This window comes from Microbacterium resistens (genome assembly GCF_031456305.1).
GTDB classification, from domain to species: Bacteria; Actinomycetota; Actinomycetes; order Actinomycetales; family Microbacteriaceae; genus Microbacterium; species Microbacterium resistens_A.
The window spans coordinates 42,919-57,313 of record NZ_JAVDUM010000018.1 but is presented as its reverse complement, the minus strand read 5'-3'; the positions used below and the strand labels follow the sequence as shown (position 1 = coordinate 57,313).

Here is a 14,395-nt window from a genome sequence, read left to right as displayed (position 1 = left end):
CCGCAACAAGTGCCACGCCGGGGCACCTGCGCCCAGCCACAGGGCTCAACACCGTCGCGAGCGCAAGTTCTGCCCCGCCGTGGCAGAACTTGCGGGTTCAACACCCGCCCAACCCACGACAAGTGCCACGCCGGGGCACTCAAGCCTCCGCCAGACCCCACACAGACCCAGGCCCCACCCCGCCCACCACCCCGCTCAGCCCGTCAGGACAGCTGCGGGGTGGAGGAGCGACGCGCCTCCCAGGCCGCGCGCATGAAGCGCGTGACATCCGGGTCGACGCGGATGTCACTGGGGCGAAGCGCCCGGGACAGGTAGAGGCCGTCCAGCGAGGTGAGACGTGAGAGCGCCACGTACGTCTGCCCCGGCGCGAACGCCCCGGACCCGAGGTCGACCACGGCGCGGTCGTACGTCTTCCCCTGCGACTTGTGGATCGTCACCGCCCACGCCAGCCGCAGCGGGAACTGCGTGAACTCCGCCACCACCTCCCGCGAGAGGGTCTTCGTGCCCGGGTTGTACGCGTAGCGGAACCTCTCCCAGACCGCCGGCTCGACATCCACGGCCTCACCGTCGACGTCCACGCGCACCGTGTCGCCCAGGATCCGGGTGACCGTGCCGATCGTGCCGTTGACCCACCTCGGCGGCTCACCCTGCGTCGAGACGTCGTTGCGGAGAAACATCACCTGCGCGCCGACCTTGAGCTTGAGCTCCGTGTCGGCGGGGTAGTTCGCCTCGCCTCGCCCGAAATCGCCGCTCACCTCGGCCTTCGCCGTCTGCTCCCGTCCCGCGAGGGCCGTCAGGTGACGCCGGTTGATGTTGTTCACGATGTCGTTGCGCGTCGCGAGGGTGATGATCGGCGTCTCGCCCGGCTCCGGATCCGGCGGGCGACGCGCACCCGCGGCGTTCAGCGCCCCCGCGATCTCGGCCGTGACCCGTCCATAGCGGACGGCGTTGAGCATGGCTTTGAAGCCGTCGTCGGACTGACGGTGGATCTGCACGAGCTCGCGCACATGCAGGGTGGCGCCGTGCCGGCCGATGTCGATGAGGCCATCATCGGCCCCCGAGTCGCCCGCCCACACCTTCGCGTCGAAGAACCAGAAGGACTGGTAGTGGTCCTGGACGTATCGCAGCTCATCGCCCCGGGGCGGAACGGGGGCCAGCTGATACGGGTCGCCGAACATCACCACCTGCACCCCGCCGAACGGCTCCGCCCTTCGCCCCCTCGCCTGCCGGAGCGATCGGTCGATCCCGTCCATCAGGTCGGCGTTGACCATCGAGACCTCGTCGATCACGAGCGTGTCGATGGCGTTCAGGATCCGCCGGGTGGCATCGGACTGGTCGAGCTCAGTGTCGGCGATGAGGCCGATCGGCAGCCGGAACAGCGAGTGGATCGTCTGCCCCTCCACGTTCAGCGCCGCAACCCCGGTCGGCGCGCACACGGCGATCTGCTTGCTCGTGTTCCACGCGAAGTGCTGCAGCAGCGTCGACTTACCGGTGCCGGCGCGCCCCGTGATGAAGACGTGCTCCCTCGTCTCCTCGATGAGGCGGAACAGCTCCTGCTGCTCGACGGACAGAGTGGGAAGGGTCACGGTGGATCAGGCTCTCGGATCGGGGATGCGCACCCCATGCTAAGGGGCAGGCGGGCGTGGAGCGGCGCGATGCGCCGAGGTGTGTGCATTCGGCGTCGGCACAGGCCCGATGCCTAGACTGGCGCGCATGGAGCAGCCGCGTCGGGTCCGCCTGCGGCGCAGGCGCGCCCGGCTGTGGCCTGACCTCGCCCTGCTCTCCGTCGTCGGCCTCGTGCTGGTCGCCGCCCTAGGCGCAGGCGGCATCACGGTGTACCGGCAGTTCTACAGCCCCGCCGCCTTCGTCCAGGGCTATCTCGACCTCCTCGCCTCCGGACGCGCCGCGGATGCGCTGCGCCTTCCCGGAGTCGCACTCGACCGCGCCGCCCTCGGCGAGACCGGCATCCCCGCCGACGCGACCGATGCACTGCTGCGTCAGTCCACCCTGGCGCCGCTCACCGACATCTCCGTCGATGAGGAGCGGGCCGATGGCGACGACATGATCGTGACCGCGCACTACAAGGCGGGCGGACATCAGGGGAGCACCAGCTTCCGTGTGGGGCAGGACGGCTGGATCGGCGTCGCGCCGGCCTGGCGGTTCACGCAGAGCCCGCTCTCCGTCGTCGAGCTCACCCTCCGCGGCACGGAGCAGTTCACCGTTAACGGCTTCGAGATCGATCGCCGGCAGGTCGCCGCAGACGGAGCCGACACGCCGCCGCTCACGCCCGTGCCCCTGCTGGTGTTCTCCCCCGGTCTCTACTCGGTGAGCGTCGACACGGCCATCTCCACGGCCGCGGGGGTGAGCGTCCTCGCCGACTCCCCCGCGGCGTCCGTGCCGGTGGACATCCAGACCTCCCCGACCGACAAGTTCGTCGAGACCGTGCAGACCCGGGTCGACGACTTCCTCAACCAGTGCGCGACGCAGAAGGTGCTTCAGCCCACCGGCTGCCCGTTCGGGCTCGCCGTGCAGAACCGGATCACCGAGGCCCCCGTCTGGTCGATGGTGGAGCTGCCCACCGTCGACGTCGTGCCGGACGGCGCGAACTGGAAGATCCCGCCTACCACCGCGACCGCCCACATCCGGGTCACGATCATGTCGCTGTACGACGGCACGGTCCGCGAGGTCGACGAGGACGTGCCGTTCCGTCTCGACGGCGCGATCGCGATCCTCCCCAACGGGTCGGCCTCGATCACCGTCGGATCGCCCGACCTCCCCGCCCACCCCTGACGGCCGGGCCCTGCGCTCTTCGCGGGCATGTGCCCGTGCATCGCGGCCGCGTTGGCGCCCGCTTTGATGGCCGCTTGGTGCCCCGCTTTGGTGCCCCGCTTTGGTGCCCCGCCGTGGCAGTTCTGGTGGGTTGAGACGCCCTCCAACCCGCAACAACTGCCACGGCGGGGCATCAACGTTCGGCCACCCAGCTGTCAGGCACCAGGGGCAGCCCCCAGCAACCAGCAACCAGCAACCAAGCGCCAGGCACCAGCCGGCGCTCAGCGACCGCGGGCGGCGTCCCTCCGGTCGCGCTCGGCGATGGCGGCGAGCTTGGCGTTGTACTCGGCAAGCTCCGCGTCCCCGGTCCGGTCCGCGTGGCGATCACGGCGGCGGCCATCCCTGGCGTCGCTGCGACTCCACTGGATGGCGACCGTGATCGCGAGGATCAGGGTGGGGATCTCGCCGATCGACCAGGCGATGCCGCCGCCGATGTATTGATCCTCCATCGGTGTCGGTCCCCAGGTCCTGCCCATCGAGCCGAACCACTCCGCCACCATGAGCCCGGACTGCATCATGATCGCCATCCCGAAGAAGGCGTGCGTCGCCATGACCGCGATGAGCGTGATGAGACGGCCGGGATACGGCAGCCGGTAGGGCACGGGATCCGCGCCGACCAGGCTCAGCACGAACAGGTAGCCGGAGATGAGGAAGTGGATCGTCATCCACTGATGCCCGATGTGGTCCTTCATCGCCCAGCGGACGATGTCGGTGAAGTAGAAGGCCCAGAGCGAGAGGACGAAGATCGCCGCCGCGACGAACGGGTTCGTGACCACCCGTGAGAACCGCGAGTGCACCCCCCACAGGATCCACTCGCGCGCGCCTCGCGAGTCGTCCTCGCGCTTGTCGATAGCCCGGAGCGCGAGCGTCACCGGCGCGCCGGCGACCAGGAGCAGCGGGATCGCCATCGACAGCATCATGTGCCCGAGCATGTGCACGCTGAAGAGGAACTCCTGGTACGCGTTGATCGGGCCTCCGGTGACCCAGATCAGCATCAGCATTCCGAGGGTCCAGAAGATCGTGCGGTGGATCGGCCAGGAGTCTCCCCGACGATGCAGCCGCCACACGCCAGCCAGGTAGAAGAACAGGCCGAAGCCCGCGATGACCGCCCAGATGAGGTCGAGGTTCCACTGCGTGAACCAACGGTCGAGGGTGAACTCCGGCGGCAGTGAGGAGCTGGTGAGGATCTCGGCCGGAGTCCGCACCGCCGCGGGCTCCGTGCCCGTCGGCGGAGGCGTGCGGGCAAGGGCCGCCGCCGCTCCCGAGGCCAGTCCCATCAGCGCGAGCTCGGCGAGCACGAGCGTCCAGAACGCCCGCGACGCGCGCGTGCGGGTCGTCCCGTCATCCGGGGAGGTACCCGCCCGCTCGATCCGGGGGATGAGCCGGGTCCGGTACCAGGCGCCGAAGGCGCCCAGCGCGCCGAGGAGCACGACCTTGACGAGCACGATCTTGCCGTAGGGCGTCCACAGCGCCTCCCAGCTGCCGACGGCGATGATCGAGCGCGCGACGCCCGAGATCGCGACGACGATGTAGGCGGCGAGGGCGATGGCGGAGTAGCGGCGCAGGAGATCGGCGAGGGACACGGGTCTGGCGTCGGACACCTCGCGGCCCTTCGCGGACGGCCCCTTTGCGGACGACGCTCCCTTCGTGCGCGCGCCCTTCTTTCCCCGGGGCTCCGCGCCTTCCGCGCCCACCAGCTCCGTGCGGGAGCCGCGGACGACCACCAGCAGCACGAGTCCGCCGAGCCACACCGCGGCGCCGACCGTGTGCAGGAGGAGGGAGTTCACCGCGGCGTTGTGCCCGGCGAGGTCGCCGGCGTGGCCCTGCGTGGCGAGCGGGATGAAGGCGGCCGCCCCGAGGATCGCCGTGATGAGCGTCGGCGTCCAGGAGCGGAACGCGAAGGCGGCGACTGTGATGACGGCACCGGCGAGCACCGTGATCAGCCAGGCTCGACCGAGGTCCAGCTCGAGGAGGAAGCGGCCGAACTGCGCGCCGAACTCCGGGCCGGCGTTGACCTCGACGGGGAAGGCCAGGAGGAAGGTGAGGAACGCGGCGACCGCGGAGGAGACCGTGAACACGGCGGCGCCGATCGAGGCGGTGTCCAGCGCGACGTCGAACGATCGGGCGCCGCTGCGGAGCCCGAACAGCGCGAGGACGAGAGAGCCGAGCATGACCGCTCCGCCGAGGTTGCTCACCAGTTTCGCTACCGGAAGGCCCCATCGCACCACGACGCCGGGGTCGCGGATCGCGAGCGGGGCTGCGGCACCGCCGAACGCCAGCGCCACGAAGAGGGCGGCGAGGGCGGCGATGACGAGGACCGCGGGACCTGCGACGCGCGCGATCATGGCGCGGTTCGTCACGGGCGGGAGGGCGGTTCGGGTCACCCCTCCAGCCTAGGCGCGCCCAAGCGGGTCCCCTGTGCGTCGTCGGGGGCGGCCGAGCTGTGAGCGCACAGTCCGGGCCATCTCGCCCGCGCACTTTGTGTCCCGCCGTGGCATCAGTTGTGGGTTGAACGGCGCGTCAACCCACAACAACTGCCACGGCGGGACATCAACACGGCCGGGCATTCACGCGGCTCGGCATAGACACGGCCGGGCATCCGCACGACGGCGGCACGTCCCCTCGAACGCGCGAAGGCCGCCCCTCACGCGGAGGGGCGGCCTTCGGAGGCGGAGCGTCTTACTTGACGGCGGCCTTGAGCTTCGAGCCGGCGGTCACCTTGACGCGCTTGCCGGCCGGGATCTTGATCTCGGCACCGGTCTGCGGGTTGCGGCCCGTGCGGGCGGCGGTCGCGACCTGCTCGAACGCGATCCAACCCGGGATCGAGACCTTGCTGCCCTTGGCAACAGCGTCCGAGACCGTGGCGAACAGGGCGTCGAGCACGCCCGAGACAGCAGCCTGGCTCTGGCCGGTGGCGCTGGCGATGCTCGCGACGAGCTCGGTCTTGGTGATGGACTTGTCAGCCATGTCATCCTCCAGCGACGAGCGTCTCGTCGCTTGTTCTTGAAGTTCCCGGGGGGCTGATGCCCTCCGTTGGTCGAACGACCGCCTCGAATGTATCAAGCAGAGCCCGAATTTCCGCGTCATTTCGCGGGTTTTTGCGTTTTGCGACGGCGTGTCGTGTCACATCCGTCACTTCTGTCACAGGAAGGCGGTCGAACGCCGGATTTCCGCGACCGCCGGGGGTGCTGCGGAAATCCGCGGCAGATCGCTCGCGCTGCTCATTTCCGCTCGCGCTGCGGTGATATCGACAGCGTGCGCAGCGACATGCAGCGCACGCTGAGACATGCAGCGCAAGCGGGCCGGCCCAGGACGCCGGCGCACCCGGGCCGACCAGGACGCCGGCGCACCCGGGTACGCGGAAGGGGCGGGGATCCGAGGATCCCCGCCCCTTCCGGAACAGAACGGACTGCTGCCGCTGCTTACCAGCTCGACTTGGTCACGCCGGGCAGCTCGCCACGGTGCGCCATGTCACGGAAGCGGACACGCGAGATGCCGAACTTCGTGAGGACACCGCGGGGACGCCCGTCGATGACGTCGCGCGAACGCAGACGCACCGGCGACGCGTTGCGCGGCAGCTTCTGCAGGCCGACGCGGGCGGCCTCGCGCTGCTCGTCGGTCGAGGTCGGGTCGACCAGGGCCTTCTTCAGCTCGGCGCGACGCTCCGCGTAGCGGTCGACGACAGCCTGACGCTGCTGGTTGCGGGCGATCTTGCTCTTCTTCGCCATGATTAACGCTCCTCGCGGAATTCGACGTGCTTGCGGACCACCGGGTCGTACTTCTTCAGCACGAGGCGGTCGGGGGTGTTACGGCGGTTCTTCTTGGTCACGTAGGTGTAACCGGTGCCCGCCGTCGAGCGCAGCTTGATGATCGGACGGACGTCCTGAGCCTTCTTCGCCATTAGAGCTTCACACCCTTCGCCAGGAGGTCCTTCACGACGTTCTCGATGCCGCGGACGTCGATCACCTTGATGCCCTTGGCGGACACGTTCAGGGTGACCTTACGACCGAGCGACGGCACGAAATAGGTCTTCTTCTGCACGTTCGGGTCGAAGCGGCGCTTCGTCCGACGGTGCGAGTGCGAGATGTTGTGACCGAAGCCGGGAACAGCGCCGGTCACCTGGCACACTGCTGCCATGATGGTGACTCCTTCATTACCGTGAGGCCGGACGGCCCCACCCAAGATCCCTTGTCTGCACACCTCTTCCCCGTTTTCCGGCGATCCGTCAGGACCACCGCGGAGAGCGGGCATGCGAACTGCGCACAGGAGAGCGCGCAGACAAGGGGTCAGTCTAGCACGGGTGTGACGCCGGGCGTGTCGAGGGCGGCCGCCGCCGCACCCCTCCCCCAGCGGAACGGGGAGACCGTCCGATCCCCGGGGATCCAGAAGCGCCACGGGAAGAGGCCCGTCCCCGCGACGCCGGCCACCCCCACGCGCGGCCCCGCCTCGAACGCGAGCCGCTCCCCCAGCCAGAGCTCGGCCATGGCGCCGTCCTGCACCGCGCCCGTGATCGCATCGATCCCGTCGTGCACCGGATGCCGCAGCCCCGAGGCCTGGCCGAACCGTCCGGGTCCGCGGGCGAGATCCCGCGGCGGATGGGTCCCCCGGCGGGCGACGGCGGCCTCGACGCCGGACTCCACCTCGCCCGCACGCAGCAGCACTCCGCCCGCGACCCCCTCCGAGCCGCAGACGACGTTGACGCACGAGTGGATGCCGTGACTGAGATACACGTACAAATGACCGGGCTCGCCCCACATCGTGGCGTTCCGGGCGGTGCGCCCCATGCGCGCGTGGGATCCCGGATCGGGGACGTCTCCGGTGCCGCGCCCGTGATAGGCCTCGACCTCGGTGATCCGGATACGCACCTCCTCGCCGTCGACGACGGTCCGCAGGCGCGCGCCGAGCAGCGCAGGGGCGACATCGACGGGAAGGCCGGCGAGCTCCGCGCGGGTCGCCCGGCGCATCACGGCATCGCCCGTGGTCACCGCCGGGGGCCCATCGCGCACCAGGACGCGTCGAAGCCCGTCAGCACCACCTTCTCCTCGCCGGTGCGGGTGTCGATGAGGTGGGTCTGCAGGGTCTTCGGGAGCGGGAGGAGGGAGCGGTCGTAGGGGTTGTCGACGAGCGAGGGCGCGACGACCACCGCGGTGTACTGGCCGCTCGGCGACGGGCAGTACTGCATGATCGAGTCGCCCGCCGGCACCGAGAACAGCTTCTCGGCGGTGCCGTCCTCTCCCACACGAACCACCATCTGCCCGTTCGGCAGGCCTCCGGCGTTGCGCACGATCACGTGCCGCAGCGTGCCGCCGGGGTAGGGGATGATCGACGTCGGGGTCCCGAGATCCGGCGTCGACGGAGCCAGCGGCGCCTCCGAGCCGTCCGCCAGATCCAGCTCGACCAGCCCGTCGGCGCGCTCCACCACGGCGGTGTAGGTGCCTCTCGAGACGCCCTGGATGGATCGGGCGAGCCCCAGCGCCGTGGGTCCGGCATCGCCCGAGCGGTCGTCCACGTAGAGCGCCCCGGTGAAGTCGATGAACAGCACGGCCGCGGAGTCGGGGACGAACTGCCAGTCGGCGGTGCTCGGCATCGCGTCGCCGATCATGACGATCCGCGGATCGTCGTCGCCCCGCAGCGACTGGGTGACCAGCACGCTCGCCCGGCCGCTCGTGGCGCTCAGCTTCTTGTCCGTGAAGGTGTACCCGACCAGGCCGCCCCGCTCCGAGACCTGGAGCATCGAGACGAAGCCCTCCTCCGGGAGCCGGAGCTTCCTCTGGTTCCCGCCGTCCGGATCCATGACGATGAGCTGCGACGCGTCGTCGTCCTCCGTCGAGACCACGAGACGGTCGGCGGTCGCGCGGAAGTCGGTGATCTTCTCGTGCCGGAAGACGGGCACCGCCTTCTCCCCGGAGAGGTCGGTGCGGAAGATCGTGTCATCGCCGTCCTGATCGCGCTGGAGCAGGAAGATCTCCGATGCGGGGGTCCGGAAGCTCGTGCTCAGGCTTCCCTTCGGCCCGCCCTGCGAGCCGACCACGTCACGGACGTGCACCGTGTACTCGGTCCGATCGTCGAGCGGCACCGTGAAACGGATCCCGAGCCCGCGGCCCGCGGTGTCGACCGTGAACGGCACGGCGGGCTCGACCGTGACCTGAGAGGCGTCGATCTCGGCCAGCGGCTCGTTCGCGGTGAGGATCAGGCGCGTGCCGGAGGCGTCGATCGCGGCCTTCGGATCGACCTTCACCGAGCTCACGCGCGGACCCTGCAGCAGGCTCACGGCGCTGAGGCCGGCGATCGCGAGGACCAGCACGCCGAGGACTCCGCCCAGGAGAAGCCCGAACCGCCGCCTCCGCGGACGACGCGCTCCGCCGCCGCCGTCGTCGACTCCATCGCCGTCGTCGTCCCGGAATCCGGGATACGACGCGGACGGCCCGGAGGCGCGGCGCCCGGCGATCCGGGGCTCGGGCTCGGGCTCTGGCTCTGGCTCTGGCTGGGGCTCGGGCTCGGGCTCGGGCTCGGGCTCGGGCTCGGGCTCGGGCTCGGGCTCGGGCGACCGTGTCACCGGCGGGGAGGCACGAGGCGCCTCGACGGATTCAGGTTCGGGCGTCGCGGACGGCTCCCGCCCCGGAACGGCCTCCGCCGAATCAGCCGAAGCGCTCTCCACCGGATCGCCCTCCGCCGGTACGTTCTCCGTCGGTGCGTTCTCCGCCGCGGCGCGCATCGCCCTGGCCTCGGCGCGCGTCAGGGGACGACGCTGCTCCTCGGACGGCTCCGAGGGCACGGCGCCCACATCGTCAGTGCTCATAGGGATCCCCCGGCTCGTCGATCCGGGTCACCTGCGCGGGCTCCACCCGCAGCGCGCCGTCCTTGCCCGCTCGGACGGTCCCGTCGATCCGCACCCAGTCGCCCACCGCATAGTCGCTCTGCCATCCGGTGATTTCCACCGGAAGCGCCGCGGGCTGCGCATCGATCACACAGTGGGTGATCACCATCCGTGTGACCCGCGCCTCGTCCCGCGCATCCCCCGACGGCGTCAGGAACCCCGTCAGCGTCACGGCCGCCCCGTCATAGGCGTCCGGTCGCGAGGAGGTCGAGAAGACGCTCGCCCAGTCGCCGATCCCGAACGTGCTGGTGTCGGCCGCGGCCCCCAGGGTCACGGTGTCGGAGCCGGAGAAGAGCACGTCGGATCCGGGGTCGCGGGACATCGCCAGCTCGACCGAGAGCGATGCGGGCGGGAGCAGCAGTGCCCCGACGACCACACCGGTGGCGATGACCCCACCCGTGACGACGGCGATGCCCCCGGCCACACGGCGGGCCGATCCGCCCCGCGGCGACGACCCCGCCTCCCCATCATGTCCATGATCGTCACCCGACCCATGCCCGTGACCCGACCCGTGCTCGCCACCCGTCCCGTGATCGTGGCCGTGGTCCTCCTCGGAGCCGAGCGGAAGCGTGAACGACCAGACGGCCCCGATGAGGGTGAGGACGGCCGCCGCGCACGCGAACCACACCGTCTCGGGGCTGATGTACAGGGTGAGGCGCCCGGTGAGGCCGAGGACGAGGGTGACGACCGAGATCGCGGACGCCAGCCCGACCCCGAGCCACCGCGAGCCCGCCGCGCGCAGCGTCGCCCGCCGCTCGATCACCGCGTCAGCCAAGGACGTTCACCCCGATCCCGATCCCGAAGGCGGCGAGGATCACGACCCCGACGATCCCGGCGAGGGTCCGTGCCCGGAAGGTCGTGCGCAGCAGCGCGATCATCTTGATGTCCACGAGCGGGCCCACCAGGAGGAAGGCGATGATGGCGCCGGAGGAGAAGGTCGACGCGAAGGACAGCGCAAAGAACGCGTCCACGTTGGAGCAGATGGCGACGGTGATGGCCAGCGCGATCATCGCGACGATCGAGAAGACCGGATTGGAGCCGATGGCCAGCAGCGCATCGCGGGGAACGAGCACCTGCACGGCACCGGCGAGCGCGGAGCCGATGATGAGCGCCGGCATGACCGCGCGAAGCTCGACCAGGAACTGCGTGAGGCTGCGGCGCACCGGCGTCCCGTGCTCGTGGGTCACGCGGTCGCAGGTGTCGATGAAGTGCTGGGTCAGCAGCCCGTCGGGCGAGGGATGGCGGCTGTAGATCCAGCCGATCAGGTTCGCGATGAGGTAGCCGCCGACGAGACGCGCGACGAGGATCCCGCCGTCCCATCCGAAGGCGGCGTGAGTGGTGAGGATCACGATCGGGTTCACGATCGGCGCGGCCATGAGGAAGGTCAGCGCCTCGGCCGGGGCCAGGCCCCTCATCATCAGCCCTCGTGCGAACGGCACGTTCCCGCACTCGCAGACCGGGATCAGCATCCCGAGGAGGGACAGCACGGCCCGTCGCGCCCATCCCGCCGTGGGGAGCACCTTCTCGATCAGTCCCGCGGGCAGCCACACCTGCACGACGATCGACAGGAGGACGCCCAGCACGACGAACGGCAGCGCCTCGAACAGCACGCTGAGCGACAGGGTGAGCCCGTCCTGCACGCGGCTCGGCAGGGACGCCTGGAACAGGGTCGGCGCGACCACGTCGACGACGATGAGCGCTGCGACGACGGCGAGGCCGATGAGCACCGCGACGACGGCTCCGCGGCCGGTCCGCTGGGATGCGGGACGGAGCGCGCCCCCGCGCGCCGTGGCGCTCGGGGACGTGCGTCGGGCGGAGGCGGTGTCCGTCACGCCGCGCTCACGCTTCCGATCCGTCGGCAGCACGACCGCGGGCGTTCGCGCACGCCGCGCACAGACCGAAGATGTCCACGACGTGCTCGGCCTCGCTGAAGCCGTGCAGGGCCGCGGTGCGCTGGGCCCACTGCTCGACATCGGTGGCCTCGATCTCGACCGTGCGGCCGCACGAGCGACAGATCAGATGGTGATGGTGGCCCTCGCTGCTGCAGGCGCGGTAGATCGCCTCGCCCTCGGGGCTCTGCAGCGAGTCGGCGTCGCCTGCAGCGGCGAGACCGGCGAGCGCACGATAGACCGTGGCGAGCCCGATTCCGGTGTTCTCCTCGCGGAGCGTGGCGTAGAGGGCCTGCGCGCTCACGAAACCGCGCGCATCGGCGAGTGCATCCCGCACCCGCTCACGCTGCCAGGTGTTGCGCTGAGCCATGGCACCGAGTCTATGGCCGAGCGCTGACGTCGGGCTGAGAACGTCGGTGCGGCACGGCAGCGATGTCCTGGATCCCGTCCCGCTCCGGCCCTTGTCCCACCCAACCCGTGTCCCGCTCCGGGTTGGCTACCCGTCCGGGTTGGCTACCCGTCCGTGTCCCACTTCTGGTCCCATTCCGGGCTCAGATCCAACCAGAAGTGGGACACGCTCCACGGAAATGGGGACACGGATGCCGGGACACGGATGCCGGGGCGGATCAGTCCTTCGCGGTGCCGGGGTTCGGGGAGTCGCCTCCGCCGGCTGCCGGGGGACGGCCTGCGCCGGTCGCGGGCTTCGCCGCGGCGGAACCGCCCTGCGCACCCGCGGCGGGCCTGCCCGCCGGCTTGCCCTGCGTCGCACCGGTCGCGGGCTTCGCACCGACCCCAGACTTCGCACCAGCACCAGCACCGGCACCGGCACCGGCACCGGCAGCCCCATCGGCCCCAGCCCCTGCACCATCAGCCGCAACGCCAGCACCGCCGCCAGCGGCGGCCTCCGCGGCGAGGTCGGCGGGGAGAGACGCGCCGGAGCCCTCACTGCCGAACGCGCCGTCGGGACGGATCAGCTCGCGCACCTCGGCCATGAAGCTCGTCAGCTGCTGCTGCTGCCAGCGCAGCTGACGCGAGCGGTCCTCCGCATCGCGAACGACGCTCGCCGTGTGGGTCGTCACCATCTCCACGATCTTCTGGGCCTTCGTCCGCGCACGATCCAGCGTCTCCCGCGCCCGCACCTGCGCATCGGCCTCGATCGTCTGCGCCTGCGAGCGCATGAGCCGCTCGTAGTCGTCGGCCTTCCCGGAGATCCGCTGCGCGTGCTCCAGCGACGCCGAGACCTGCTCGTTCGCATCGGCCGTGATGCGCTCCGCGTGGGCGACGGCCTGATTGTGCAGCACGAGGAACTCCTGCTGCGCGTCGTCCTGGCGGCGGGTGAGGGACTCCTCCATCTCCAGCACGCGCGCGTTCATCTCCCGCACGCTGCGCTCGGCGTCGGTGCGCAGGTCCGTGGTCTCGCGGGTGACCATCGCCCGCAGCGCCGCCGCGCCCTTGTCCGCCTCGGTGCGGATGGTCGCCGCCTCCTGCTCGGCCTGCGACACCTTCTCGCCGGCGTGGGCGCCCTCGCGATCGATCTGGGCCTGGTGCGCGGCGTACTCGGTGTCCATCCGCAGCCGCACCTGATCGGCGTCGTGCTGGGCCTGCGCGGCGATGCGCGCGACGTCGGCGTCGAGCTCGGCACGCTTCGCCGCCGCCTCCTCGCGGGCGGCCTCCAGCAGCCTCTCGGCCTGCACCGCCGCGTTCTGGATCAGGACTCCCGCCTGCTCCTCCGCGACGCGCAGCACGGTCTCGAACCGATCGCGGGCGGACTGCTCGTCCACGTCGTCCTGGGATCCGGCCAGCGCCGTGCTCAATGTCGCGATCTGCTTCGCGGCGTCCGCGGACTGCGCCTGGGCCGCGGCGAGGTCGGATTCCAGCTTCTCGGTCCGCTCCTGTCCCTCCGCGCGGACCCGCCCGATCTCCTCGGTGCGACGCTCGTTCGTCTCGTCGAGCATGGCGGTCATCCGCCGGAGCTCCTCCTTGAGCGCCGCGACGGCGGCGTCCACCTCGGTGCGGTCGTATCCGCGGAATCCGACGGTGAAGGACTGCTCCTTGGCGGAGGCGTCGAGGAGGCTGTCGAAGAAATCGCCTCGCGGCTCCTGGGGTTCGGTCGATTCGGCCACGTGTTCTGCACCTCTCTCGAACCGGGCGCACACGGGCCCGGACTCCCCCATGGATGCCTTCAGCCTAGCGGCGGGAGCACGTGGATCTCCGGAGAAAATCCTCTCCGTCGCTCTTGATCCGTTCTCGGTCGTGTCCCGTGATTTCGCGCCCTGCCCTCACGACAGAGGACGGCGATAGACCAGGAAGCCGGTGCGCTCGGCCACCCGGTCGTAGAGCTTCCTCGCCGTCTGGTTGGTCTCGTGCGTCTGCCAGTAGAGACGGGAGGAGCCGGCCGACACCGCGCGCTCCGCCACCTCATCGATGAGAGCGCTCGCCACGCCCTGCCCGCGCGCCGCGTCGTCGGTGAACAGGTCCTGCAGGTAGCAGCTGGGCTCGATGGTGGTCGTGCTGCGGTGGAAGAGGAAGTGCGCGAGCCCGAGGAGACGGTCGCCCTGCTCCGCGACGAGCGCGTGGACCGGCTCGGCCTCGTCCAGGAACCGATCCCAGGTCGATCGGGTCACCGCATCGGGCAGGGCGGTCTCACCGGACCGCCCGTAGAACGTGTTGTACCCGTCCCACAGGGGAAGCCATCGCTCCCGATCGGCCTCGACGACCGGACGGATCGTGAAGCCGACGGGCTCGGACGAGGTGGTGTTCATGGGCGTCCCTTTCCGGATCTCCGCGGCGGCGACGCTGA

The 14,395-nt window shown here is 70.6% G+C and carries 14 protein-coding genes; 1 reads left to right on the top strand and 13 read right to left on the bottom strand.

Going from position 1 to position 14,395, the window contains the following annotated elements:
- Positions 1 to 203 precede the first annotated feature (203 nt).
- Positions 204 to 1,586: an ATP-dependent DNA helicase gene (locus J2Y69_RS17315; RefSeq protein WP_310023086.1), complete on the bottom strand. Its 1,383-nt coding sequence runs from the start codon at positions 1,584 to 1,586 to the stop codon at positions 204 to 206.
- A gap of 127 nt (positions 1,587 to 1,713) precedes the next feature.
- Here J2Y69_RS17315 and J2Y69_RS17310 point away from each other — a divergent pair, with 127 nt between their 5' ends.
- Positions 1,714 to 2,790, top strand: a complete 1,077-nt coding sequence (locus tag J2Y69_RS17310; RefSeq protein ID WP_310023084.1) for a hypothetical protein — start codon at positions 1,714 to 1,716, stop codon at positions 2,788 to 2,790.
- Between the two features lie 260 nt (positions 2,791 to 3,050).
- Here the strand turns inward: J2Y69_RS17310 and J2Y69_RS17305 are convergent, their stop codons facing one another.
- From J2Y69_RS17305 to J2Y69_RS17250, 12 genes are all read right to left on the bottom strand, one after another.
- The gene (locus tag J2Y69_RS17305; RefSeq protein ID WP_396653130.1) at positions 3,051 to 5,174 is read right to left on the bottom strand and encodes a bifunctional copper resistance protein CopD/cytochrome c oxidase assembly protein; all 2,124 of its coding nucleotides are present in this window, start codon (positions 5,172 to 5,174) and stop codon (positions 3,051 to 3,053) included.
- A gap of 334 nt (positions 5,175 to 5,508) precedes the next feature.
- Positions 5,509 to 5,796: an HU family DNA-binding protein gene (locus J2Y69_RS17300; protein WP_310023081.1), complete on the bottom strand. Its 288-nt coding sequence runs from the start codon at positions 5,794 to 5,796 to the stop codon at positions 5,509 to 5,511.
- A 455-nt stretch (positions 5,797 to 6,251) separates the two neighbouring features.
- The gene (rpsN, locus tag J2Y69_RS17295) at positions 6,252 to 6,557 is read right to left on the bottom strand and encodes a 30S ribosomal protein S14 (RefSeq protein ID WP_310023079.1); all 306 of its coding nucleotides are present in this window, start codon (positions 6,555 to 6,557) and stop codon (positions 6,252 to 6,254) included.
- A 2-nt stretch (positions 6,558 to 6,559) separates the two neighbouring features.
- Positions 6,560 to 6,730: a 50S ribosomal protein L33 gene (gene rpmG, locus J2Y69_RS17290; RefSeq protein WP_046014935.1), complete on the bottom strand. Its 171-nt coding sequence runs from the start codon at positions 6,728 to 6,730 to the stop codon at positions 6,560 to 6,562.
- The gene (gene rpmB / locus J2Y69_RS17285) at positions 6,730 to 6,966 is read right to left on the bottom strand and encodes a 50S ribosomal protein L28 (RefSeq protein ID WP_310023068.1); all 237 of its coding nucleotides are present in this window, start codon (positions 6,964 to 6,966) and stop codon (positions 6,730 to 6,732) included. Before rpmB ends, rpmG begins: the two co-directional genes overlap by 1 nt.
- A 149-nt stretch (positions 6,967 to 7,115) precedes the next feature.
- Positions 7,116 to 7,793 (bottom strand): DNA-3-methyladenine glycosylase, encoded by a 678-nt coding sequence (locus J2Y69_RS17280; RefSeq protein WP_310023136.1) that lies wholly within the window; start codon positions 7,791 to 7,793, stop codon positions 7,116 to 7,118.
- 17 nt (positions 7,794 to 7,810) lie between these two features.
- Positions 7,811 to 9,628 carry a TolB-like translocation protein gene (locus J2Y69_RS17275; RefSeq protein ID WP_310023066.1) on the bottom strand — a complete coding sequence of 606 codons (1,818 nt, stop codon included), beginning with the start codon at positions 9,626 to 9,628 and terminating at the stop codon, positions 7,811 to 7,813.
- A complete protein-coding gene (locus tag J2Y69_RS17270; RefSeq protein ID WP_310023064.1) occupies positions 9,618 to 10,481 on the bottom strand; it encodes a TIGR03943 family putative permease subunit in 864 nt (287 codons plus the stop codon). The genes J2Y69_RS17275 and J2Y69_RS17270 overlap by 11 nt, the downstream gene beginning before the upstream one ends.
- Positions 10,474 to 11,538, bottom strand: a complete 1,065-nt coding sequence (locus tag J2Y69_RS17265; RefSeq protein WP_396653129.1) for a permease — start codon at positions 11,536 to 11,538, stop codon at positions 10,474 to 10,476. The genes J2Y69_RS17270 and J2Y69_RS17265 overlap by 8 nt, the downstream gene beginning before the upstream one ends.
- A gap of 7 nt (positions 11,539 to 11,545) precedes the next feature.
- A complete protein-coding gene (locus J2Y69_RS17260) occupies positions 11,546 to 11,965 on the bottom strand; it encodes a Fur family transcriptional regulator (RefSeq protein ID WP_310023062.1) in 420 nt (139 codons plus the stop codon).
- Between the two features lie 256 nt (positions 11,966 to 12,221).
- Positions 12,222 to 13,718 carry a cell division initiation protein gene (locus J2Y69_RS17255; RefSeq protein WP_310023060.1) on the bottom strand — a complete coding sequence of 499 codons (1,497 nt, stop codon included), beginning with the start codon at positions 13,716 to 13,718 and terminating at the stop codon, positions 12,222 to 12,224.
- 156 nt (positions 13,719 to 13,874) lie between these two features.
- A complete protein-coding gene (locus tag J2Y69_RS17250) occupies positions 13,875 to 14,357 on the bottom strand; it encodes a GNAT family N-acetyltransferase (protein ID WP_310023058.1) in 483 nt (160 codons plus the stop codon).
- Positions 14,358 to 14,395: the final 38 nt, after the last annotated feature.

Bases quoted from the DNA above. Each gene is read 5' to 3' on its own strand.
- J2Y69_RS17275 (WP_310023066.1), bottom strand. From the start codon at position 9,628: ATGAGCACTGACGATGTGGGCGCCGTGCCCTCGGAGCCGTCCGAGGAG.
- J2Y69_RS17310 (WP_310023084.1), top strand. From the start codon at position 1,714: ATGGAGCAGCCGCGTCGGGTCCGCCTGCGGCGCAGGCGCGCCCGGCTG.
- rpmG (WP_046014935.1), bottom strand. From the start codon at position 6,730: ATGGCGAAGAAGGCTCAGGACGTCCGTCCGATCATCAAGCTGCGCTCG.
- J2Y69_RS17300 (WP_310023081.1), bottom strand. From the start codon at position 5,796: ATGGCTGACAAGTCCATCACCAAGACCGAGCTCGTCGCGAGCATCGCC.
- J2Y69_RS17260 (WP_310023062.1), bottom strand. From the start codon at position 11,965: ATGGCTCAGCGCAACACCTGGCAGCGTGAGCGGGTGCGGGATGCACTC.
- rpmB (WP_310023068.1), bottom strand. From the start codon at position 6,966: ATGGCAGCAGTGTGCCAGGTGACCGGCGCTGTTCCCGGCTTCGGTCAC.
- J2Y69_RS17250 (WP_310023058.1), bottom strand. From the start codon at position 14,357: ATGAACACCACCTCGTCCGAGCCCGTCGGCTTCACGATCCGTCCGGTC.
- J2Y69_RS17305 (WP_396653130.1), bottom strand. From the start codon at position 5,174: ATGATCGCGCGCGTCGCAGGTCCCGCGGTCCTCGTCATCGCCGCCCTC.
- rpsN (WP_310023079.1), bottom strand. From the start codon at position 6,557: ATGGCGAAGAAGAGCAAGATCGCCCGCAACCAGCAGCGTCAGGCTGTC.
- J2Y69_RS17280 (WP_310023136.1), bottom strand. From the start codon at position 7,793: ATGCGCCGGGCGACCCGCGCGGAGCTCGCCGGCCTTCCCGTCGATGTC.